The organism is Actinokineospora alba (assembly GCF_004362515.1).
GTDB lineage: Bacteria > Actinomycetota > Actinomycetes > Mycobacteriales > Pseudonocardiaceae > Actinokineospora > Actinokineospora alba.
In genome coordinates, this window is sequence record NZ_SNXU01000001.1 from 125,769 (window position 1) to 147,314 (window position 21,546).

Below are 21,546 nucleotides of genomic sequence, written 5' to 3' on the forward strand. Positions count from 1 at the left end.
CCCTCGTCGTGCCTGTGGACAAACTCCGGCTATTCGAGGCCGAGCGTGAGCACCGAATCGGACTGGCCGCCGCGGTAGACCACCAGTTCGGCTTCCGGCCGCGCGGTGCGCAGGTACTCGGCCAGCGCCTCGGCGAGGCCATCGGGGGCGTCGCGGCCGAGCAGCGCGGTCACCAGTTCCCCGCCTACCGCGAGCATCCGCTCGACCACCCCGCACGCCACCTTGATCAACGCGTCGGACAGCGGCGGGCCGGGCTCGATCAACACGACCTCGCCGTCGGCGAACCCGACCACGTCGTTCGCCTCGCACGAGCCGATCCAGGTGATCGCGGCCTCCGCGGCGACCAGCACCGCACCGCGCCGGGTCGCCGCCGCGGCCTCAGCCATGGCGACCACGTCGTCACCTGACCGGCGCCTCGGGTCGTGGACCGCGATCGCGGCAAGCGCCTGGACGGGGGACGCGCACGGCACGACCACGACGTCCTGACCGGCGGCGACCGCGCGGATCGCGGCCTCGTCGGCAATCTCCATCAGCCCGGCGTCACCCGGCAACACGGTCACGTGACCCGCGCCCGTACCGGTGATCACCTGCAAGAGCTCGTATGGCGTCGGCACGTCCGCGTCGCCGACCCGGAGCACGGCGACCCCCTCGGACAGGAACAGCTCCGCGAGGTCGTCGCCGCGCACGGCGGCCACCACGGCCCGGTCCTTCGTGTAGCGGCTCTCCTCGCCGGAGACCGCGTCGGCGAATCGCGCGACCCGGATCTTGCGCGGCCGCCCGACGTCGATCCCGGCCTCGATGGCGGCGCCGACGTCGTTGCAGTGCACGTGGACGGTCCACAGGTCGGCGCCGTCGCCGACGACGGACACGCAGTCACCGAGGTCGTCGAGCGCGTCGCGCAGCCGGTCGACCTCGGTGGCGTTCTCCAGCAGGTACATGACCTCGTAGGCGTAGAGGTCCGATCCGGCCTCGCGAGCCGCGACCAGCGGGTTCTCCGCCCGCCGGGGGGCGATCGGCGCGTCGGCGGTGACCCGGGCGGCCGCGGCCAGCTCGGGCGGCTTCCCGCCGATCACCGCGACCAGCGCGTCGAGGACCACGACGACCCCGCGCCCGCCTGCGTCGACGACACCGGCCTCGGCGAGCACGGCGAGCTGGTCGGGGGTGCGGTCGAGCGCCTCAGCGGCGGCGATCGCGGCGGCGGCGGCCACGTCGTGCAGGCTGTCCGGCCCGGTGGCGGAGGCGGCGGCGTCGAGCACGCTGAGCATGGTGCCGGGCACGGGCTTGGACACCGCCGCGGTGGCCAGCTCAGCCCCCCGCTTCAGCGCCGCCCGCAGCTCGGGCCCGCCGACTTCGCGCTGGTCACGGACCGTTTCGGCGATCCCGCGAAGCAACTGCGAGATGATTACCCCGGAGTTGCCCCGCGCGCCCGCGAGCGCGCCTTTGGCCAGCACGGCGAACGCGCCACCCGCGTCCGACCGCTCCATGACCGGTGCGCGCAGCAGCGCTTCGAGGGCCGCGCGCAGCGTGTTGAGCAGGTTCGAGCCGGTGTCGCCGTCGGCGACCGGGTAGACGTTGATCCGGTCGATCGCCGCGCGGTGGGCGTCCATCGACTGCACGCAGGCCGCCGCCCAGCGACGCACCTCGCCCGCGTCCAGTGCCTGCAGCACGCAGCCTCCCCAAATCCGGCGGTATCCGGGCAGCGTAGCGACCGGGTCCCGCCCCGGTTTGGAACACCACACCGGCACCCGTTACGCTGTGCTGACTGCCCGGGCCCCTGGGGCCCTCGTATGTGCGCCCATGTACAGATCCGTTTATGGGCACCGCAACCTGAAGGAGTTCGACGTGGCTGCCGTGTGCGACGTCTGTGGCAAGGGGCCAGGCTTCGGCAAGTCGGTCTCGCACTCCCATCGGCGTACCAACCGTCGTTGGAACCCGAACATCCAGACCGTGCACGCCAAGCTGGGCATTTCTCAGCGCAAGCGCCTGAACGTGTGCACCTCCTGCCTCAAGGCGGGCAAGGTCGTGCGCGGCTGACGCTGCCGCAACTTGTCGTCGAAACCGGCGTCGGTGACTCAGGTCACTGACGCCGGTTTTGTCATGCCCACAGCCCGCAGTGCGCGCAAGGCGGCCAGCCCGGCCAGCAGCGAGGCCGCACCCGCGATGGCGAACGACCACCGGGCCCCGGCGAGCGCGACCACGGCGCCGCCGAGCACGGTGCCCAGCACGTTCGACCCGATGAGGATCGCCCCGGCGGCGGCGAACACCCGCCCGCGCAGTTCCTGTGGTGTCCGCGAGCGCACCAGCCCTTGGTTGCACACGTTCTGCACGCCGTTGGCCGCGCCGCCGAGCAGGTAGCCCGCCGCCACCGGCGCCGCGAACGGCAGCAGCGCCGGCACCAGCATCGCGGCGCCCATCGTGCAGCAGGACAGCCCGAGACCGGTCAGCAGCACCCGCTCGGTCCGCACCCGCCCGGCCAGGCGCACGCCGATGAAGACGCCGATCATCCACGCGGCGTGCAGGATCCCCAGGGTCGCGGCGCCGCCGTGGAGCACGTCGATGACGTAGAAGACGTTGGCGACGTCGGCGATCATCACCCCGAGCATCGCCAGCGCCAGGCTGACCTGGGCGACCCGCAGCACCGGGTCCGCCGCGACGTGCCGCGCGCCCGCCATCGCCGCACCGCGCCTGCGCCGGGTGCGCGTCCCCCGCGGGTCGCGTTCGGCCCGCACGAAGCCGAGCAGGCACGCCTGGGCGAGGTAGGTGGCGGCGTCGAGGTACAGGGCGTCCCGGGTGCCCAGCGCGGCCACCAGCAGCCCACCCGCGGCCGACCCGCCGAGCATCCCGAGTGTCCGTCCGGTCGCGACCACGGCGTACCCGCGGGTGGAATCGCGTTCGCCGCAGATCACCGGGACCAGCGCGGCCGCGGCGGGGTTGACCACGGCGGTGCCGCAGCCGAGCAGCACGAGCATGACCAGCACCAGCGGCAGCCGGTCCAACACGGACACGACCCCGAACACCGCGCCTGCTTGGACCAACTGGCCGACGATCATCAGCCTGCGGTTGGGCAACCGGTCCACGAGCAACCCGGCGAGCGGCGCGCCGAGTGTCACCGGGACGAACTCGGCAATCAGGATCGCGACGACGGCGTAGGCGCCGAAATCCTTGACGTGCAACAGAAGCACAATGAGCGTGATGGCCGTGCCGAACATCGACACAGCGGAACCGGATGCAACCAAAATCAGATCGCGTCGCCCCAGCACATCGCCGACGCTACTGACGATCTTGGGCGAACTGAACGGACGTCACACCCTTGCCGGACCGTGCTACTGGGATGCGCAGTCCGGCGGGTTTCCGTTCACCCGGTCGTCCTAGCCATTTCCCTAACGGCCGATCGACATCGGTGGAAACCGTTGGTCAAGGCAACTTCCAGTCGACTGGGTCCGCTCCCTGTTCGACCAGCAGCGCGTTCGCCCGGCTGAACGGCTTCGAGCCGAAGAACCCCGCGTGCGCCGACAGCGGACTGGGGTGCGGGGACTCGATGCAGGGCACGGGTTCCAGCATCGGCCGGAGGTTGCGGGCGTTGCGGCCCCACAGGATCGCCACCAGCGGACCACCCCGGGCGGCCAGCGCGCGGATCGCCTGCTCGGTCACCTGCTCCCAGCCCTTGCCCTGGTGGGAGTTCGGCTTGCCCGGCTCCACCGTCAACGCGCGGTTGAGGAGCAGCACGCCGTGTTCGGCCCACGGGGTGAGGTCGCCGGTGGAGGGCAGCGGGTGACCTAGGTCCTCGCAGTACTCCTTGTAGATGTTGACCAGGCTCTTCGGGATCGGCCGCACCTCCGGCGCCACCGAGAACGACAGCCCCACCGCATGCCCCGGCGTCGGGTACGGGTCTTGGCCGACCACGAGCACCCGCACGTCGGCGAAGGGCTGTTGGAAGGCGCGGAGAACGTTCTCCCCGGCGGGCAGGTACCGGCGCCCGGCGGCGATCTCCGCGCGCAGGAATTCGCCCATCTCGGCGATCTTGTCCGCGGCGGGGGCCAAGGCCTGTGCCCACCCGGCTTCGACTATCTCAGTCAGCGGTCGTGCCACGCCGGAAAACCTTACTCAGTCGAGCCTGCGCAGCCCCGCCCGGTAGGTCTTGGCGTGCTGCAGGTAGCCCTCCACGATCCCCGACGTCATGTCCTCGGGCACAACGTGGCCCTCACGGACCTTCGCCGGGACACCCAGCGCCATCGACCGGGCGGGGATGAAACCGTTGAACGACATGACCGCGCCCGCACCGAGGATGGCGCCGTCCTCGACCACGGAACCGTTGAGCAGCACCGAACCCGAGGCGATCATGCAGCGGTCGCCGACGGTGGCGCCCTCGATGTGCACGTTGTGCCCGATGACGCAGTCCGCGCCGATGATCGCGGGGTGGAACTGGGTGCAGTGGATGACCGTGCCGTCCTGCACGCTGGTCCGCTCCCCCACCACGATCTCCCCGGCGTCACCGCGCAGGACGGCCTGCGGCCACACGGAAGCACCGGCGTGCAGGGTCACGTTCCCGATGACCGTGGCGTCCGGGTGGACGTAGGCGTCGGGATGGATGGTGGGCGTCAGGTCGCCGAGGGCGTAGACGGGCACGCGATCTCCTTGCCGAGGTGGACGGAATGCTCGTGCCCGGCGTAGTAGCCGAACGCGGGAACGGGTGTGTAGCCGGAGGACTTGTAGAGCGCCACGGCCTCGGGCTGCATCAGGCCGGTCTCCAGGATCAGGTTCTGGATGCCCGCCTCAGCGGCGGTGCGCTCGATCTCGGCGAGCATCCGGCGCGCGAGACCTTTGCCGCGTCCGTCCGGGGAGACGTACATGCGCTTGATCTCGGCGGTGCCGTGCCCGTGGTCGCGCCAGGCGCCGGTCACCAGGGGGCGGTCGTCGAGGTAGCCGACGAAGAAGCGACCCTTGGGCGGCAGGAAATCCGCGGGGTCGACCGGGGTCTCGTCGGGGGTGCCGTAGCGGACCACGTACTCCTGCTGGACCTCGTCGATGAGCAGCTGGGAGTGCGGGTGGTCATAGGGCAGAGCTTCGATACGCACCGGCCGATTGTCGTTTATGCGAGTGCGCGACTAAAGGTCAGGTCTGTCACCTTGGGCTGCTGGAACAATCACCTCACGCAACAGCGCGTAACCATGACACTCCGCAAGTTCCCAGGCGACTGCGAGCCGGCTTCGTCGACTAGCGCCAGTGCTGCCAGCCTGCCGCGCCCTCATACGTCGAGCCGTCGACAGTCACGCCCGAGCCGCGGGTGACCGTCCCGATCGCGCGCCAGCCCTCCGGGATCGCGCCCGGGTCGGGGAACGTCGCCGCCAGCGCGTGGTCCTCGCCGCCGGTGAGGACCCAGTGGCGGGGGTCCGCTCCGAGTGCCTGGGCCACGTCGATCAACCGCTGGTGGACCTCGATCAGGTCCGTCCGCACATCGATGGCCACATTGGACGCGACGCCGATGTGGCCGAGGTCTGCCAGGAGGCCATCGGACACGTCGATCATCGCGGTGGCTCCGCAGTCCGCCGCCTGCGGTCCGGCGGCGTAGGGGGGTTCGGGGGCGCGGTGGGCTCCTACGACGGTGACCGGGGAGCGGAAACCTCTGCCCAGCACCGCCAGACCGGCCGCGCTCCAGCCGAGGCGGCCGGCGACCGCGACGATGTCTCCGGGCATGGCGCCGCCTCGGGTGATCGGCATTCGGCCCTCCAGGTCACCGAGGGCCGTGACTGAGATCACCATGGTGTCGGAGTTGGCCATGTCGCCGCCGATGATGCCGATGCGGGCCCGGCCCGCTTCGTGCCACATGCCCGCCGACAGCTCGTCGATCACCGACACCGGCGTGGTCGACGGACACGCCAGGCCGACCAGCACCGCCGTGGGGACCGCGCCCATGGCGGCGATGTCGGCGAGGTTCACCGCGATCGCCTTGCGGCCCACCTGGTCCGGCGGCGACCAGTCGAAGCGGAAGTGCACTCCCTCGACCAACACATCAGTGCTGGCCACGACTCTGCCGTCAACGGCGGCCACGACCGCGGCGTCGTCGCCGGGGCCGAGCAAGGTCGGAATGCCTTGTTTGCGGCCCTCGGTGATCCGGCGGATGAGACCGAACTCACCCACATCGGCCACGGTTTCCTGGCCCTGGGTCGAATCCGGTCGCACGACTTCCTCCGATCACCGATGTTCGGATCCCCCAACGAATCCTGAACTGGGGTACGTTGCTGAACACGTTCCTACATCTTGGGGACTCCTAGCCGCGAAGGGGCGCGCCGTGGTCCACGCTTACATCCTGATCCAGACCGAAGTCGGCAAGGCAGCTGCCGTCGCCTCGGAGATCGCCGAGATCTCCGGGGTCACCACAGCGGAGGATGTCACCGGGCCGTACGACGTCATCGTCCGGGCCGAAGCCGACAATGTCGACCTCCTGGGCCAACTGGTGGTTGCCCGCATCCAGAATGTGGACGGCATCACTCGCACGCTGACCTGCCCGGTCGTCCACCTCTGACCCGTGGTCTAGTGGGCCGGTGAGTGACCAGCCCCTGACCGGGCCGCCTCGCGCCGCCGTCATCGCCGCCGTGGTCCTCGTGGGCCTGCTGGCGGTCGGCGTGGTGATCGCGAGCCGGTTCCTGCCGTCCGAACCGACGGCTCCGACGACCTCCGCGGTGCCCAAGACCGGGCCGGTAGGGCTGGTTCCTGTCGACGCCCCCGACTCGGGGTCGACGCACTGTACGGCCGTTCTCAAAGCCCTGCCCACGTCGCTGGTCAGCGCTGGGACGACCTTGTCGAAGCTGCCACTGGCCGACCCCGCCCCCCAGGGCGCCGTCGCCTGGGGCGACCGGATCGCCCCGCCCGTCGTGTTGCGCTGCGGGCTGCCGAAACCGGCCGAGCTGACGCCGACCTCAGCTCTGCGTGAGGTGTCCGGCGTGAAATGGCTGCCGATCGAGGGCACTGGCAGCTCCACCTGGTTCGTCGTCGATCGGCCCGTGCACGTCGCGCTGACGCTGCCCCAGGGCGTGGGCACCGGGCCGCTGCAGACAGTGTCCGAAGTGGTGGGTGCCACGCTCCCGGCGCAGCCGGTCAAGCCTTAGCGCAGGCCGGTTCCGCGGGCGATCGCGGTGTCGATGAGCGTGGACAGCAGCGTCGGGTAGTCCACGCCGGTGACCTCCCACATCTTCGGATACGCCGAGGTGGGGGTGAAGCCGGGCATGGTGTTGATCTCGTTGATCGTCAGCGTGCCGTCCTCGCCGACGAAGAAATCCACCCGGGCCAGGCCCTGGCAGTCGAGCGCGTGGAACGCCTCGACGGCCATGGCGCGCAGGCGTTCGCTGACGGCGTCGGGGAGCTTGGCCGGGATGTCGAGCTCGCAGACGTCGTCGAGGTACTTGGAGTCGAAGTCGTACCAATCGATCCCGTCGACCAGCCGCACCTCCGCGGGCTGCGACGCCTCGACCCGGCCGTCCGGGAACTCCAGGACCCCGCATTCGACCTCACGGCCGACAATCGCGGCCTCGATCAAGACCTTCGGGTCGATCTCGCGCGCGTGCGCGATCGCCGCGTCGAGCTGGTCCCACTCGGTGACGCGGCTGATGCCGGTGGACGATCCGGCGCGCGACGGCTTGACGAACACCGGCAGCCCCAGGCGCTCGCGCTCGGCGGCGTCGAGCGTGGTCTGCTCGCGGCGCAGCTCGACATACGGGCCGACTGGCAGCCCCTCGGCCATCAGCAGCTTCTTGGTGTAGCCCTTGTCCATCGCCACGGCGCTGGCGAGCACGCCCGGTCCGACGTAGGGCAGGCCGACCATCTCCAGCAGGCCCTGGATGGTGCCGTCCTCGCCGTAAGCGCCGTGCAGCATCGGGAAGACGACGTCCACCGCCGAGAGCACCTCGCCCTCGCGACCCTTCTCCAACACCACCAGGCGGCCCGACGTCGGGTCGGCTGGCAGCGTCAGCTCGGTCCCCGCCTCGACGCTGGGCAGCGCGCGGCCCTGGATGCGCAGCGCGGCGGGATCCGACGGCCCGAGCACCCAGGCGCCCTCGCGGGTGATCCCGACGGGCAGGACCTCGAAGCGCTCCGGGTCGAGGTTGGCGAGCGCGCCCGCGGCGGACACACAGGAAATCGTGTGCTCGGTGCTGCGTCCGCCGAACACGACGGCGACTCGGATCTTTGAGCTGGACATGGGTCACGACCCTACCCGGATGGGCTAACGGCGGACCCGATCGACCTGGCGAACAGCTCCGCCAGCACCGGGATCGCGGCCCGCAGCTGATCGCGGGAACACGCCGCGTACCCGAGGGCGATGCCGAACCAGCTCGCCCGACCGCTGTGGTGGCGGGCGAGCCCGTCGAGCAGCAGGCCCCGGCGCAGGCCCTCGTCGATCAGGGCGCGCTCGGCCTCGGCGGAGTCGAGCGGGACGACCAGGTGCGCGCCCGCGTCGTCGCCGATCATCGGGATGGCGGCCGCCTCCAACGCGTCGACGAGCAGCGCACGGCGCTCGGAAAGTTCGCGGCGGAGTTTGCGCAGGTGTCTGCCCAGGTCGCCGTTGCGCGCGAGTTCGACGAGCACGAGCTGGCCGGCGGCGGCCGGGCTGGTGCCGCACCGGTCGCGGTGTTCGAGGACGGCGGTGACGACGGACGGGGGCGCGACCATCCAGCCGGTGCCCAGCGTCGGGGTGAGGATCTTGCTGGTGGTGCCCAGGTGCACCACGACGTCCGGGGCGAGCGCGGCGAGCAGGGGCAGTGGGGCGACGTCGTAGCGCAGTTCGCCGTCGTAGTCGTCCTCGACCACCAGCCAGCCCTCGCGGCGGGCGCGTTCGACCAGCTCGACCCGCCTGCCCGCGGACATCCGGCGGCCCAGCGGGTACTGGTGGGCGGGCGAGCAGTAGATCAGCTTGGTGGCGGCGGGCAGCGCGTCGAGGAGCAGCCCGTCGGCGTCGACATAGGCGGGCACGACCCGCAGGCCCGCGGCGCGCAGGGTGTGGACGGCCCGCTGGTACCCGGGTTCCTCGACGGCGACGGTGTCGCCCCGGCGCAGCACGGCCGCGGCCAGTTCGCTCACCGCGGCCGTCGTGCCGCCGGTGGCCAGGACGGACTCGCCTTCGCCGCCGTCGTCGAACTCGCCGCTCACCCGCAGTCCCCGGTGCCGCAGCAGGTGCTCGGCGACGATGGCCCGGTACGCGGGCAGGCCTGCCCGCTGCGGCCGGGACAGCGGTGCGATGTCCGCCGCACCGCGCCAGGCCCGCCGCCACGCGGAGCGGTCGATGCCGCCCGCCCAGGGCGATCCGGGGGTGAGGTCGACGGCGTCGGCGGCGATGACGTCCGAGCGGGGCCTGCGCGGCTTGGCGCGCAGCGAGCCCGGCGGCTCGGTGGTGATGTAGGTGCCGGAGCCGTGGCGACCCGCGATCCAGCCCTCGGCGTGCAACTGCTCGTAGGCGGCGGCCGTGACCGTGCGACTGACGTCGAGCTGCGCGGCCAGCGCGCGCGTGGAGGGCAGCCGGTCGCCGCTGCGGAGCCTGCCGTCGCCCGCCGCGGCCCGCAGCTCCTCGGCGAGCTGCACCGCGAGTGGAGTGGCGGACTCGCGGTCGAGGGTGACCGGCAGCGCTGGACTCTCCGCCATAAGTGGACTCCTGAAATTGCTGAGCTGTGGCCCTATTGGGATGCCACTCTACTCGGCCAGGCTAGTCGGGTGACCCAGACACCGCTCTCCCCGACCAGTCGCAGCACCGTCCGCCGGGGCAAGAAGCGCGCCGTCGCCGACCGCGCGGTCCTGTACTCGATCCTCGACTCCGGCCTGGTCTGCCACCTGTCCACGATCATCGACGGCGCGCCCGTGGTCTTGCCGACCGCCTACGGCCGCGATGGCGACACGCTCTATGTCCACGGCTCGACCGGCGCCCTGAGCCTGCGGACCGCGGGCGCGGGTGTCGAGGTGTGCGTCGCGGTGACCCTGGTCGACGGGATCGTGTACTCGCGGTCTGTGTTCAACCACTCGATGAACTACCGGTCGGCGGTCGTGCACGCCACGGCGACCGCGGTGACCGACCCGGACGCGAAGTGCCACGCGCTCAAGCTGGTCACCGAGCATGCCGCCCCAGGGTCCTGGGACTACGCGCGCGTGCCCAACACCAAGGAGCTGGCGCAGACCTCCGTGCTCGCGATCGACCTCACCGAGGCGGCGGTCAAAGTGCGCGCGGGCGGGCCAGGCGACGACGAAGACGACATCGCGGCGAACCGGGTGTGGGCCGGTGTGCTTCCCCTGCACCAGGTCTGGGGCGAGCCGGAACCGTGTGAGCTGCTTCCCGAGGGTGTCGCGGCGCCGGAGCACGTGGTCGCGCGCGAGGTCCGATAGCCGCCGGCTCGGGCGGGCGGGCGCGGACAGGCTGGGCGCATGACGTTCGAATTCCATGCCATTCCCGCCGCCGTCCTCGCCGAGGTCCGCTCGAAGCCCGCGCAACCGTGGACCGCGGGCGGCGGCGAACCGCTGCGGTGCTGCCTGCGCAACGCCGTCGCGGGTGAAGAGCTGATCCTGTTCAACTACGAGCCGCCGCTGCCCTGGGACAGTCCCTATCGGGAGAAGGGCGCGGTGTTCGCGCACCCGGCCGACTGCGACGGTCCCGCCGCGACCGACCGGTATCCGTCCGACTGGCTGGGCAAACCGCAGGTGTTGCGCGCCTACGACAGGCGGGGCTGGATCCACCCGTCGACGACGGTCCACGACGGACAGGACCCACAAGGCGTGATCGCCAAGCAGCTGGCGGACCCGGACGTGGCCTGGGTGCACAGCCGCAACATCGCCTACGGCTGCTACATGTTCACGGTCACACGGGCTGCGGGCCGGTGAGCGGGTCGAGCCGGTAGTGGCCCATGGGCGGACGGCCCTCGCGGTAGACGTGGATGCTCACCGCGGGGTCGGTTCCGGCGTTGGTGACCTGGTGGACGTAGCCGGGGCCGAAGACGCGGGTCTGGCCGACGGTCACCGGGTGCAGCACCTCGGCGGGCCGGGCGCCGCCGCGGGCCACCCGCTCGGTCAGGACCCCGGACACGACGGTGAACGCGCCCGCGACCGAGCCGTGGTCGTGCAGGTCGGTGCCCTGGCCCGGCAGCCACGACATCAGCCAGACCTCCTGGCCGTCCGTGCGGTCGATGAGCGCGGTGAAGCGCTCGTCCGGGTCGTAGCTGAGCAGGTCGCGCCAGCGGTCGCGGTCCAGCGCGTACTCGCGGGCGATCAGCGCCGGGTGCGCGAGAGCCGGGGTACCGCCGAGGGCGATGGTGTTCGGGGGAACGGCGAACATCTTCAAGTCTCTTCTCGGGATGCACGAGCACGACACGACCGGATCAGGTCGCAGGGCGGGCTGGATCACCGACAGAGACAGAGCGCGCCGGCGACACGACAGAGGTCGATGTGACCCCGTCGGCCGGTCATGGCGCGGAACAGCATGGGAATAGGGAACCATGAGTCCGGGCGGCCGTCAAAGGCGCCCAGTTGCTGAGACGACCCATCCGCACCCGCCAGGGCGCCGAATGCCTGCTGTCGGGGTTGGACGGATGAGAGCGGGTGGCCATGGCCGACCGGGTTCGACGGATCACGGGGAGCGTGCCCGATACGGAGCTGCCCCCGGACGCGGGCGCGCTGCTGCAGCGGGTCGCGCGGGGCGACGAGCAGGCGTTCGACGCGCTCTACGACCTTGTCTCGGCGCCCGTGTTCGGGCTGGTGCGACGCGTTGTCCGGGATCCGGCGCAGTCGGAGGAGGTGACCCAGGAAGTGATGCTCGAGCTGTGGCGGACCGCCGCCAGATTCGCCCCCGATCGGGGCAGCGCGATGACCTGGGTCATGACCCTGGCCCATCGCCGCGCGGTCGACCGTGTCCGCTCGGCGCAGTCGGCGACCGACCGTGAGGACAAGGCGTTCCGCCGCGAGACCACGCGGCCCTTCGACGAGGTCGCCGAGCAGGTGAGCACCCGCCTGGAGTACGAGCAGGTGCGCCGCTGCCTGGCCTCGCTCACCGACCTGCAGCGCGAATCGGTCGAACTCGCGTACTACCGCGGGCTCACGTACAAGGAAGTGTCGGAACTGCTCGACACGCCGCTCGGCACGGTCAAGACTCGGCTCAGGGACGGACTCATCCGTCTGCGCGACTGCTTGGGGGTGGCCCGATGACCCCGGACATCCACGCGCTGACCGGCGCGTACGTGCTCAACGCCGTCACCGAGACCGAACGCGCGGACTTCGAACGCCACCTCGCGGAGTGCGAGTCGTGCGCCGAGGAAGTGCGCGAACTGGAGGCGACGGCGACTCGGCTCGGCGAGGCCGCGGCCGCACGACCGCCCGCGGCGATGAAGGCGGCGGTGATGACCCGCATCGGGGACGTCCGGCAGCTGCCGCCGATCGGCGACGAACTCGCGGTGCGGCGCAAGCGGTGGTCGACCCGGATCCTGGGCATGGCGGCGGCCGCGCTGCTGGTGGTGTCGGTGGCGCTCGGGGTGGCGCTGGTGCAGACCCAGCGGGACTTGGACGCGGGTCGGCGGCAGGGGGCGGCGATGGCGGAGCTGCTGTCGGCGTCGGATGCCCGGGTGGTCAACGGGTCGACGCCCGCGGGGCTCAGCGGGACTGTTGTGGTGTCGCGGGAACGTGGGCAGGTGATGCTGCTGGCCGACAAGATTCCGGCCGCGCCCGCGGGGAAGACGTATCAGGTGTGGCTGATCGGCGGCGAGAAGCGCTCGATCGGCCTGCTCACCCCTGACGAACGCGGCAAGGCCCACCTGCTCGACGCCTCCGGCGTCGGCGATGCCGTGGCGATCGGCGTGACCGTGGAACCCGCCGGCGGCTCCCGCCAACCCACCACCGACCCCGTCATGGCCATGACCCTCCCCGCTTGACCCACCCGAATGTCGAACTCACTCGCCTGAACGTCGAACTCACTTGCCGGAAAGGGCGACTCGTTCGCTGGACGGGGCGACTCGCGATGGTCGCGAGTCGCCCCTTCTGGCAAGTGAGTCGCCCCTTCGGGCGAGTGAGTTCGACGTTCAGGCGGGTGAGTTCGACGGTCGGGTCAGGTGTCCAGGGCGGTGAGGATGTCGGCGACCAGGTCGGTGGGGTCTTCGCAGCCGCAGGAGAAGCGGAGTAGGCCGTCGGGGACTGGGTCGCCCCAGCGGGCTCGGCGGTCGGCGGTGGAGTGGAGGCCGCCGAAGCTGGTGGCCGAGGAGACCAAGGTGGTGGTGGCGACGAAGGTGTCCGCTGCCTGCGCCGACTCCAACTCGAAGGTGACCACTCCGCCGAAGCGGCGCATCTGGCGGGACGCGAGTTCGTGTGCGGGGTCGTGTTCCGAGCCGGGCCAGCGGATCCCGCGGATTCGCGGGTGCTCACGCAGCGCCTCGTAAACGGCTGCCGCGTTCTCCGCCTGCCGTGCCAGCCGCAGATCCAGGGTTCCCAGACCCCGGTGCGCCAGCCAGACCTCGAACGGGCCCGGGACGCTCCCGCTGCCGGTGCGCTCCGAGCGGAGACGGGCCGCCAGGTCCGGGTCGGCGGTGCTGATGTGGCCGAGCACCACATCGCTGTGGCCCGCGAGTGCTTTGGTGTCGCTGGCGAAGACCACGTCCGCGCCCAGGGAGAGGGGACGTTGGCCCAGTGGGGTCGCCGTGGTGTTGTCGACCGCCATCAGCGCGCCCGCCGCGTGGGCGAGGTCGGCCACGGCGGCGATGTCGCACACGTCCAACCGGGGGTTCGACGGCGTCTCGACGATCACCAGGCGGGCGCCCTCGACCATGTCCGCCGTCCACACCATGCCGGTCGGCAGTTCACGGACCGTCAGGTCCAGCGCGGCCAGGTTGTCGCGGACGTAGGTGCGGGTCAGGTAGTAGCCGTCCGACGGGAGCACGACAGTGTCCCCCGCGCGAAGCACCGTGCGCAGCAGGGACGTCGTGGCGGCCATGCCGGAGGCGAAGACGACACATGTGCCGCCGTCGAGGTCGCCGATCGCCGACTCCAGTGCGTCCCAGGTCGGGTTGTCGGCGCGGCCATAGGAGTGTGCGCCGCCGAGGTGGAACTGCGAGGCGAGCACCGGCTGCGGCCCCACCGGGGCACCGGGTTCGGCCGGGGGCAGTCCGGCGTGCACGCAGCGGGTGCCGTCGCCGAGGGTCATCGTTCCGGCTTCGTCTTGCGGCCGATCAGCTCGCCCGCCATCTCGCGCGGGTCGAAACCGTCGTGGCAGACCCGGTGGACGACCTCGGTGATCGGCATCTCGACCCCGTGCCGCTGGGCGAGTTCGCGGATCGAGGAGCAGGACTTCACGCCTTCGGCGACCTGGCCCTGCGCGGCGGCCTGGGCCTGCGCGACGGTCTCGCCCTTGCCCAGGCGCGCGCCGAAGGTCCGGTTGCGCGACAGCGGCGAGGAGCAGGTGGCGACCAGGTCGCCCAACCCCGCGAGCCCGGAGAAGGTCAGCGGGTCCGCGCCGAGCGCCGCGCCGAGGCGGGCGGTCTCGGCGAGGCCGCGGGTGATCAGCGTGGCCAGGGTGTTCGCGCCGAAGCCGAGGCCGGTGGCCATGCCGCAGGACAGCGCGATGACGTTCTTGCAGGCGCCGCCGATCTCGCAGCCGATGACGTCGGTGATCGTGTACGGCCGGAAGTAGCTGTTCGTGCACAGCTCCTGCAGCGCGACCGCGCGGTCGTGGTCGCGGCAGGCGATGACCGACGCGGTCGGCTGCTCCTGGGCGATCTCCAAGGCGAGGTTCGGTCCCGACACCACCGCGACCCGGTCCTCGTCGACACCGGTGATGTCGACGACGACCTCGCTCATCCGCTTGAGCGTGCCCAGTTCCACGCCCTTGGCCAGGCTCACCAGGGTCGCGTCCGGCGGCAGCAGCGACGACCACGCCGCCAGGTTGTGCCGCAGGCTCTGGCTCGGGACGGCGAGCACGACCGTGTGCGCGCCGTCGAGCGCCACCCTCGGGTCCGAAGTGGACCTCAGGGTGTCCGGGAGCCGCACGCCCGGCAGGTACTCGGCGTTCTCCCGGTGGCGCTCGATGGCCTCCGACACCGAGCCCCGGCGAGCCCACAGGGTGACTTCGCGCCCGCTGTCGGCCATGACCTTGGCGAAGGTGGTGCCCCACGATCCGGCGCCCAGAACGGTGATCTCGGCCATGTCAGCTCGCGGTCTCGTCGCGCTTGGCGCCGGGCCGGAAGAACTCGGCGGGCGGCTGCTCCTCGCGGATCTCGGCCAGCAAATCGCGGACTTGAGTCATCAGCAGGTCGGTGACCTCGCGAAGCAACTGGTTGGTGATGGGCTTGCCGCGGTACGCCGAGAGATCCACGGGGTCACCGACAACAGTGCGCACGTGCTTGCGCGGCAGCGGGCGGAACTTCTTGGTGTACCCGTCCCAGATGTCGTTGGTGCCCCAGCGCGCGGCGGGCAGCACCGGGACGTCGTTCTCCAGGGCCAGCCGCGCCACCCCGGTGCGGGCCCGCATCGGCCAGCCCGTCGGGTCCTTGCTGATGGTGCCTTCGGGGTAGATCACCACGACCTTGCCCTCCTGGAGTGCCTCATGCGCGGCCCGCAGGCTGTCCTTGGCCTCCGACGACCCACGGTAGACGGGGATGCCGCCGGAGCCCTTGAGGATGCGGCCGAAGATCGGCACCTTGAACAGGCTGTCCTTGGCCATGAACCTCGGCACCCGCTTGTTGCGGTGCACGAACACGGCGTCGTTGGGCGGGTCGAGGTGCGAGACGTGGTTCATCACGAGCAGCGCGGCCCCGGTGCGGGGCAGCTTGTCGCCGCCCACGTAGGTGCGCTTGCCCAACCAGGTCATCGGGTAGAAAGCGGCGGCGGCCGCACCGACCCAGAACCCACCCTTCTCGCGCTTGCCCAACGTTCGTCCTCCTCTTCGCGCTGCCGTGGCCCGTGAGTCTCCCTGGCGACCCCGCCTCCGGTCCAGACGGGGTGCCATCGGGCGAGCCGGCAGGATCTCGGGTTGTGGTGGACCTCGTGGTCCCGGTGAAGCACCTCGACCGGGCGAAATCGCGGCTGCGCGGCACGGTGCCGGGCGGTCCGGCGGGGCACCGCGAACTCGTGCTCGCCCTGCTCGTCGACACCCTCACCGCCGCCGTCGCGGCCCCCGGCGTGCGCCGGGTCCTGGTCGTCTGCGAGGACGAGCGGGTGACCGAGGCGGTGGCGGCCACCGGGGCGGAGTGCGTCGACGAGCGCGGGCTGCCGGGTCTCAACGCGGCCCTGCGGTTCGGCGCGGACGTCCTGCTCGCCGACGACCCGGACACCACTGTCGGCGCGCTGCAGGCCGACCTGCCCGCACTGCGCCCAGCGGACCTGGGCACCGCGATCGACCGGGCCGCGGGCGCCCGCGCGTTCGTCGCGGACCGGGAGGGCACCGGCACCACGCTGCTCATCGCCGCCGCGGCCACAGCGCTCGTCCCGAGGTTCGGCGCGGGGTCGGCGCTCGCCCACGGCCGCACGGCCCTGATGGTGGGCGCCGGACTCGCCACGCTGCGCTGTGACGTGGACACCGCGGCGGACCTCAGCGAGGCCATGGCGTTGGGTGTCGGACCCCGCACCAGCCAAGTGGTCGAAGGTATCCGAAGGGTGTGCTGAGAATTAACCGCCAGGTTCGCCCGACAGTGGGCTGATGGCCGGTTCTTGCTGAACAATGGGATCCCGTGAGCACCCAGAGCAGTCAGAGCAGCGAGAACACCGACGAGAAGGTCATCGCCCCTCCGGCCGCGGCGACCGAAAGCCGCGCGGCCGAGCCGCGTGCGCTGCCGTCCGCACCGCCCGCGGTGACCCCCGCGGCGGCCGTGACCGACCTGCCCGACGACCGGTATCTCAACCGCGAACTGTCCTGGTTGGACTTCAACGCGCGCGTGCTCGCCCTGGCCGAGGACTCTTCGCAGCCGTTGCTCGAGCGAGCCAAGTTCCTGGCGATCTTCGCCTCGAACCTCGACGAGTTCTATATGGTGCGCGTCGCCGGCCTCAAGCGGCGCAACGAGACGGGCCTGTCGGTCCGCAGCGCCGACGGCCTGACCCCGCGCGAACAGCTGGCCTACATCGCCAAGCGCAACCAGGAACTCGTCGAGCAGCACTCGCGGGCATTCGAGGAGCGGGTGCGCCCGGAGCTGGCCGAGCGCGGAATCCGCATCGCCACGTGGAACGAGATCACCGACGACGAGCGCACCCGCCTGTCGGCTTATTACCGCGACCAGGTCTTCCCGGTGCTCACACCGCTGGCCGTCGACCCCGCGCACCCGTTCCCCTATATCTCCGGCCTGTCGCTCAACCTCGCGGTGACGGTGCGCGACCCGGAGGGCGGCATCGAGCGCTTCGCCCGGGTCAAGGTGCCGGACAACGTGCCGCGGCTGGTGCCGATCGACCGCAGCGCCGACGAGCAGGTCGCGATCTTCCTGCCGCTGGAGGAACTGATCGCCGCGCACCGCAACACCCTGTTCGCGGGCATGGACGTCACCGGGGTGCACGCGTTCCGGGTCACCCGCAACGCCGACCTCGAGGTCGAGGAGGACCGCGACGAGGACCTGTTGCAGGCCCTGGAAAGGGAGCTGGCGCAGCGCCGCTTCGGCGCGTCGGTGCGCCTGGAGGTCGCGGGCGACATGACCGAGCACATGCTCGAACTGCTGCTGCGCGAGTTGGAGGTCCACCCCAACGACGTCGTCGTCGTGCAGGGACTGCTGGACCTGTCGTGCCTGTGGCAGCTCTACAGCGTGGACCGCAAGGAGCTCAAGGACCCGGTCGTCGTGCCCGCCACGCACCCGGCGTTCGGCGAACGCGAGACCCCGAAGAGCATCTTCGCCACCCTGCGCGAGGGCGACGTGATGGTGCACCACCCGTACGACTCGTTCTCCACGAGCGTGCAGCGCTTCGTCGAGCAGGCCGCGAGCGACCCGCATGTGCTGGCCATCAAGCAGACGCTGTACCGCACCTCCGGCGACTCCCCCATCGTCGACGCCCTGATCGACGCGGCCGAGGCGGGCAAGCAGGTCGTGGCGCTGGTGGAGCTGAAGGCCCGGTTCGACGAGCAGGCGAACATCAAGTGGGCGCGCGCGCTGGAGAAGGCGGGCGTGCACGTGGTGTACGGGCTGGTGGGTCTCAAGACGCACTGCAAGATCTCGCTCGTGGTGCGGCAGGAGGGGTCCACGATCCGCCGCTACTGCCACATCGGCACGGGCAACTACAACCCGAAGACCGCGCGGCTCTATGAGGACGTCGGCTTGCTCACCGCCGAGCCCACCATCGGCGCGGACCTGACCGACTTGTTCAACGTGCTCACCGGATACGCCCGGCAGGACACCTACCGGGGGCTGCTCGTGGCGCCTTACGGTGTGCGGCGCGGGATCATCGAACGGGTCGACGACGAGATCGCCCACCAGCGCGCGGGCAGGCCCGCCGGGATTCGCATCAAGGTCAACTCGTTGGTGGACGAGCAGGTCATCGACTCGCTCTACCGGGCGTCGCAGGCCGGGGTGCCGGTGGAGATCGTGGTGCGCGGCATCTGCGCGCTCAAGCCGGGGATCCCCGGGCTGAGCGAGAACATCGTGGTGCGGTCCATCCTGGGCCGGTTCCTGGAGCACTCGCGGGTGTTCGTGTTCAAGGGCTGCGACGAGCACTGGATCGGCAGCGCCGACATGATGCACCGCAACCTCGACCGGCGCGTGGAGGTCCAACTGCGGGTCACCGACAAGCGCCTCACCAGACAGTTGGACGACATGCTGGACTCGGCCCTGCACCCGGCGACCCGCTGCTGGGTCCTCTCCGGCAACGGCGACTGGCACCCCTCACCGGTGGGCGCGACTTCGGTGCGCGACCACCAGGCCGAACTTCTCAAGCGCCACCGAGCCCTGGGGTAGCCCCGTGATGAAGCCCATCCTCGCCGCCGGAGCCGTGCTGTGGCGGCGGGCGGCGGAGGTCGAGATCGCCGTGGTGCACCGCCCGCGGTACGGAGACTGGACGCTGCCCAAGGGAAAGCTCGACGACGGCGAGTCCCGCTACGCCGCGGCGGTGCGGGAAGTCGCCGAGGAGACGGGGTTCCGCTGCGCCCTGGGCCGGTCGCTGGGCCTTGTGTCGTACGCGGTGGACGGGGTGCCGAAGTCCGTCGACTACTTCGCGGCCCGGGTCGTCGACGGAGAGTTCACCGTCAACGACGAGGTCGACAAGCTGGAATGGCTGACACCCACTGCGGCGGCGGCCCGGCTGACGTACGACCACGACCGCGCGGTGTTGGCGACTTTCTGCGAGCACGGCCCGGAAACCACGACCCTGCTCCTGGTGCGCCACGGCCACGCCGGCCGCAAGGACAAATGGCCGGGCCCGGACGACGAGCGACCACTGTCGAAGACCGGCCGGGTGGAGGCGAAAGCGCTCGCGAAGCTGATTCCACTGTTCGGTCCCGACCGGGTGCACTCGGCACCGAAAACCCGGTGCGTGCAGACCGTCCAGCGGGTCGCTGAGCGGCTGCGGGTGGAGGTGCGGATGGAACCGAGGCTGGTGGAGTCCGCTCCGCTGGACAAGGCCATGGGACGGCTGCAGGAGATCGTCAGCGAGAGCGGGACGGCGGTCGTGTGCAGCCAGGGCGGAGTGATTCCCGACCTGGTCAGGGGCCTTGCCGAGGATTCCAGTGTGGACGTTGGCGAGGCCCACAGCCGCAAAGGCAGCATGTGGGTCCTCTCGTTCGTCGGGGAACGAATGGTGGGCGCTCTGTATATAAGGCAGGCGACCAACACATAGCCCAGCTACCCCACCCCGCTCGGTCGCGGTGACGTTTCGGGGGTCCCGCACGAACACGCCATCGAAGTTGGCAGTGTTCGTGCGGGACCCCCGAAACGTCACCATCAAAGCGACCGAGCCGCGCCGCCGAAGGCGGCGCCACATTACAGCGAGAACCCCGCACGGGAGAAGCGTGCGGGGTTCTCGCGATGTGCCTAGCTGACTACTTCTTGGCTGCCCGCTTGGCCGGGGTGGCCTTCGCCGTCGCCTTGGCCGCGGTGGTCTTCGCCGCGGTCGTCTTCTTGGCGGTGGTGGCCTTGGCCGCTGCCGGCTTCTTGGCCGCGGTGGTCTTCGCCGCTGCCTTGGGGGCCGCCTTGGTGGCCGTGGACTTCGCCGCGGTCGTCTTGGCCGCGGTGGTCTTCGCCGCTGCCTTCGGGGCCGCCTTGGCGGCCGTCGTCTTCGCCGCGGTGGTCTTCGCCGCCGTGGCCCTGGTGGTCGCGCGAGCCGTGGTGGCCTTGGGGGCCGCCGCGGGCTTCGCCGCTGCCGCGCGGGTTCGCGTGGTGGTGCTACGCGTTGCCGTGGGACGTGCCGTGGTGCCCGCCGCCGCCCGGGTGGTCCGGGTCGCCGTCGCGGTACCGCGAGCCGCGGGGGCCTTGGCCGCCGCTGCCGCCGGACGAGTGGCCGCCACCTTGGGCAGCTTCTTCGTCCCGCTCACGACCTCCTTGAACATCGTGCCCGCGCGGAACGCGGGAACGTTGGTCTTCTTCACCTTCACCGTCTCGCCGGTGCGAGGGTTGCGCGCGGTGCGGGCAGCGCGAGCGCGCTTCTCGAACACGCCGAAGCCGGTGATGTTGACCTTCTCGCCCTTGTTGACCGTACGAACGATCACGTCGACGAGACCGTCGACCGCAGCGCCTGCGGCCTTCTTGTCGCCAAGACGCTCGGACAACGCCTCGATGAGTTGGGCCTTGTTCACCCTTCAGTCCTCCGTTTGAGACCACACTGCCGTTAACGGCCCAATTTGGCCGACTTCAGGCCACCGTATGCCTATAGGCGCGTAATTTCCACGCGACGCGCCCGATTTTTCCTTGCATCGTGCGATGTTCGGCCCTCTGGGGGGTCGAAATCGGCGAAATCGGGTGCGTCGCGCTGAAAGTCGGCGGCTGGATTGTGGTCCTCGGATACCCCTTGCGGGAAGGGAATCCGGGAGTGGATCAGGGGGCGGCGAGGGGTGTGGTGACCGGCTTCCACTTGGGCCTGGCCTGCTCGAACTCGGTCACGGCGGCCTCGTGGCGCAGGGTCAGGGCGATGTCGTCGAGCCCTTCGAGCAGCCGCCAGCGGGTGTAGTCGTCCACGAAGAACGGGGCGGTGAAGTCCTTTGCCCGGACGGTCTTCTCGACCAGGTCCACCGTGACCTCGGTGCCCGGCTCGGCCTCGAGGATCTTCCAGAGCAGCTCGATATCAGACTGCTCGCACTGGGCGGCCACCAGGCCCTGCTTGCCCGCGTTGCCGCGGAAGATGTCGGCGAACCGCGACGAGATGACGACCCGGAACCCGTAGTTCGACAGGGCCCAGACCGCGTGCTCGCGGGAGGATCCGGTGCCGAAGTCCGGTCCGGCGACCAGGACACTGCCCGCCCGGTAGGGCTCCTGGTTCAGGATGAACTGCTCGTCGGCGCGCCAGGCGGCGAACAGGCCGTCCTCGAAACCGGTCCGGGTGACCCGCTTGAGGTAGACGGCCGGGATGATCTGGTCGGTGTCCACGTTGGACCGGCGCAGCGGCACCCCGACGCCGGTGTGGGTGGTGAACGGCTCCATG

General features: G+C 70.9%; 24 protein-coding genes. 10 read left to right on the plus strand and 14 right to left on the minus strand.

Going from position 1 to position 21,546, the window contains the following annotated elements; genetic code table 11:
- Positions 1–29 precede the first annotated feature (29 nt).
- Positions 30–1,664, minus strand: coding sequence for a DAK2 domain-containing protein (locus C8E96_RS00570; RefSeq protein WP_166658207.1), 1,635 nt, complete (start codon positions 1,662–1,664; stop codon positions 30–32).
- 178 nt (positions 1,665–1,842) lie between these two features.
- Here C8E96_RS00570 and rpmB point away from each other — a divergent pair, with 178 nt between their 5' ends.
- Positions 1,843–2,034 carry a 50S ribosomal protein L28 gene (gene rpmB, locus C8E96_RS00575; protein ID WP_054294989.1) on the plus strand — a complete coding sequence of 64 codons (192 nt, stop codon included), beginning with the start codon at positions 1,843–1,845 and terminating at the stop codon, positions 2,032–2,034.
- Positions 2,035–2,072: 38 nt separating this feature from the next.
- On the opposite strand, the gene C8E96_RS00580 is transcribed toward rpmB, so the two are convergent.
- From C8E96_RS00580 to C8E96_RS00600, 5 genes are all read right to left on the minus strand, one after another.
- The gene (locus C8E96_RS00580) at positions 2,073–3,260 is read right to left on the minus strand and encodes an MFS transporter (RefSeq protein ID WP_324187083.1); all 1,188 of its coding nucleotides are present in this window, start codon (positions 3,258–3,260) and stop codon (positions 2,073–2,075) included.
- Positions 3,261–3,414: 154 nt separating this feature from the next.
- Positions 3,415–4,089, minus strand: a complete 675-nt coding sequence (locus C8E96_RS00585; protein WP_091370863.1) for a uracil-DNA glycosylase — start codon at positions 4,087–4,089, stop codon at positions 3,415–3,417.
- Positions 4,090–4,104: 15 nt separating this feature from the next.
- Positions 4,105–4,626, minus strand: coding sequence for a gamma carbonic anhydrase family protein (locus C8E96_RS00590; RefSeq protein WP_091370861.1), 522 nt, complete (start codon positions 4,624–4,626; stop codon positions 4,105–4,107).
- Positions 4,599–5,075: a GNAT family N-acetyltransferase gene (locus tag C8E96_RS00595; RefSeq protein ID WP_091370859.1), complete on the minus strand. Its 477-nt coding sequence runs from the start codon at positions 5,073–5,075 to the stop codon at positions 4,599–4,601. Before C8E96_RS00595 ends, C8E96_RS00590 begins: the two co-directional genes overlap by 28 nt.
- Positions 5,076–5,214: 139 nt before the next feature.
- Complete coding sequence (locus C8E96_RS00600) at positions 5,215–6,180, minus strand: thiamine-phosphate kinase (RefSeq protein WP_091370857.1); 966 nt, start codon at positions 6,178–6,180, stop codon at positions 5,215–5,217.
- Between the two features lie 109 nt (positions 6,181–6,289).
- Here C8E96_RS00600 and C8E96_RS00605 point away from each other — a divergent pair, with 109 nt between their 5' ends.
- Both C8E96_RS00605 and C8E96_RS00610 read left to right on the plus strand, forming a co-directional pair.
- Positions 6,290–6,523, plus strand: a complete 234-nt coding sequence (locus tag C8E96_RS00605; protein ID WP_091370855.1) for an Lrp/AsnC ligand binding domain-containing protein — start codon at positions 6,290–6,292, stop codon at positions 6,521–6,523.
- 19 nt (positions 6,524–6,542) lie between these two features.
- Positions 6,543–7,106 carry a DUF3515 domain-containing protein gene (locus C8E96_RS00610; protein WP_091370853.1) on the plus strand — a complete coding sequence of 188 codons (564 nt, stop codon included), beginning with the start codon at positions 6,543–6,545 and terminating at the stop codon, positions 7,104–7,106.
- On the opposite strand, the gene C8E96_RS00615 is transcribed toward C8E96_RS00610, so the two are convergent.
- Both C8E96_RS00615 and pdxR read right to left on the minus strand, forming a co-directional pair.
- Positions 7,103–8,194 (minus strand): D-alanine--D-alanine ligase family protein, encoded by a 1,092-nt coding sequence (locus C8E96_RS00615; protein ID WP_091370851.1) that lies wholly within the window; start codon positions 8,192–8,194, stop codon positions 7,103–7,105. The two genes, C8E96_RS00610 and C8E96_RS00615, sit on opposite strands and share 4 nt — an antisense overlap.
- An 11-nt stretch (positions 8,195–8,205) precedes the next feature.
- Positions 8,206–9,630, minus strand: coding sequence for a MocR-like pyridoxine biosynthesis transcription factor PdxR (gene pdxR, locus C8E96_RS00620; RefSeq protein ID WP_091370849.1), 1,425 nt, complete (start codon positions 9,628–9,630; stop codon positions 8,206–8,208).
- A gap of 69 nt (positions 9,631–9,699) precedes the next feature.
- Here pdxR and C8E96_RS00625 point away from each other — a divergent pair, with 69 nt between their 5' ends.
- Both C8E96_RS00625 and C8E96_RS00630 read left to right on the plus strand, forming a co-directional pair.
- Complete coding sequence (locus tag C8E96_RS00625) at positions 9,700–10,362, plus strand: pyridoxamine 5'-phosphate oxidase family protein (protein ID WP_091370847.1); 663 nt, start codon at positions 9,700–9,702, stop codon at positions 10,360–10,362.
- 39 nt (positions 10,363–10,401) lie between these two features.
- The gene (locus tag C8E96_RS00630) at positions 10,402–10,854 is read left to right on the plus strand and encodes a DUF1203 domain-containing protein (protein ID WP_091370845.1); all 453 of its coding nucleotides are present in this window, start codon (positions 10,402–10,404) and stop codon (positions 10,852–10,854) included.
- On the opposite strand, the gene C8E96_RS00635 is transcribed toward C8E96_RS00630, so the two are convergent.
- Entirely contained in the window at positions 10,832–11,305 is a 474-nt protein-coding gene (locus C8E96_RS00635) for a cysteine dioxygenase (protein ID WP_091371396.1), read from the minus strand. The genes C8E96_RS00630 and C8E96_RS00635 overlap by 23 nt on opposite strands.
- 269 nt (positions 11,306–11,574) lie before the next feature.
- Between C8E96_RS00635 and C8E96_RS00640 the strand changes: the two genes are divergently transcribed.
- A complete protein-coding gene (locus C8E96_RS00640) occupies positions 11,575–12,171 on the plus strand; it encodes a sigma-70 family RNA polymerase sigma factor (RefSeq protein WP_091370842.1) in 597 nt (198 codons plus the stop codon).
- Positions 12,168–12,890 carry an anti-sigma factor gene (locus C8E96_RS00645; protein ID WP_091370840.1) on the plus strand — a complete coding sequence of 241 codons (723 nt, stop codon included), beginning with the start codon at positions 12,168–12,170 and terminating at the stop codon, positions 12,888–12,890. The genes C8E96_RS00640 and C8E96_RS00645 overlap by 4 nt, the downstream gene beginning before the upstream one ends.
- Positions 12,891–13,063: 173 nt before the next feature.
- Here the strand turns inward: C8E96_RS00645 and C8E96_RS00650 are convergent, their stop codons facing one another.
- The 3 genes from C8E96_RS00650 to C8E96_RS00660 are packed head-to-tail and all read right to left on the minus strand — an operon-like array spanning position 13,064 to position 15,874.
- Entirely contained in the window at positions 13,064–14,152 is a 1,089-nt protein-coding gene (locus C8E96_RS00650; RefSeq protein ID WP_091370838.1) for a cystathionine gamma-lyase, read from the minus strand.
- Positions 14,149–15,150 carry an NAD(P)H-dependent glycerol-3-phosphate dehydrogenase gene (locus tag C8E96_RS00655; protein WP_091370836.1) on the minus strand — a complete coding sequence of 334 codons (1,002 nt, stop codon included), beginning with the start codon at positions 15,148–15,150 and terminating at the stop codon, positions 14,149–14,151. Before C8E96_RS00655 ends, C8E96_RS00650 begins: the two co-directional genes overlap by 4 nt.
- A gap of 1 nt (position 15,151) precedes the next feature.
- Complete coding sequence (locus C8E96_RS00660) at positions 15,152–15,874, minus strand: lysophospholipid acyltransferase family protein (RefSeq protein ID WP_091370834.1); 723 nt, start codon at positions 15,872–15,874, stop codon at positions 15,152–15,154.
- Between the two features lie 107 nt (positions 15,875–15,981).
- Between C8E96_RS00660 and cofC the strand changes: the two genes are divergently transcribed.
- The 3 genes from cofC (at position 15,982) to C8E96_RS00675 (ending at position 19,749) form a co-directional block, all read left to right on the plus strand.
- Positions 15,982–16,608, plus strand: coding sequence for a 2-phospho-L-lactate guanylyltransferase (gene cofC / locus C8E96_RS00665; protein ID WP_091371394.1), 627 nt, complete (start codon positions 15,982–15,984; stop codon positions 16,606–16,608).
- A gap of 113 nt (positions 16,609–16,721) precedes the next feature.
- Entirely contained in the window at positions 16,722–18,872 is a 2,151-nt protein-coding gene (locus C8E96_RS00670; RefSeq protein WP_228769728.1) for an RNA degradosome polyphosphate kinase, read from the plus strand.
- Between the two features lie 7 nt (positions 18,873–18,879).
- Positions 18,880–19,749 carry an NUDIX hydrolase gene (locus C8E96_RS00675; RefSeq protein WP_133794954.1) on the plus strand — a complete coding sequence of 290 codons (870 nt, stop codon included), beginning with the start codon at positions 18,880–18,882 and terminating at the stop codon, positions 19,747–19,749.
- A gap of 202 nt (positions 19,750–19,951) precedes the next feature.
- On the opposite strand, the gene C8E96_RS00680 is transcribed toward C8E96_RS00675, so the two are convergent.
- Both C8E96_RS00680 and leuD read right to left on the minus strand, forming a co-directional pair.
- The gene (locus C8E96_RS00680; RefSeq protein WP_091370831.1) at positions 19,952–20,704 is read right to left on the minus strand and encodes an HU family DNA-binding protein; all 753 of its coding nucleotides are present in this window, start codon (positions 20,702–20,704) and stop codon (positions 19,952–19,954) included.
- A gap of 238 nt (positions 20,705–20,942) precedes the next feature.
- Positions 20,943–21,545, minus strand: a complete 603-nt coding sequence (gene leuD, locus C8E96_RS00685; RefSeq protein WP_091370829.1) for a 3-isopropylmalate dehydratase small subunit — start codon at positions 21,543–21,545, stop codon at positions 20,943–20,945.
- Between the last annotated feature and the right edge of the window lies 1 nt (position 21,546).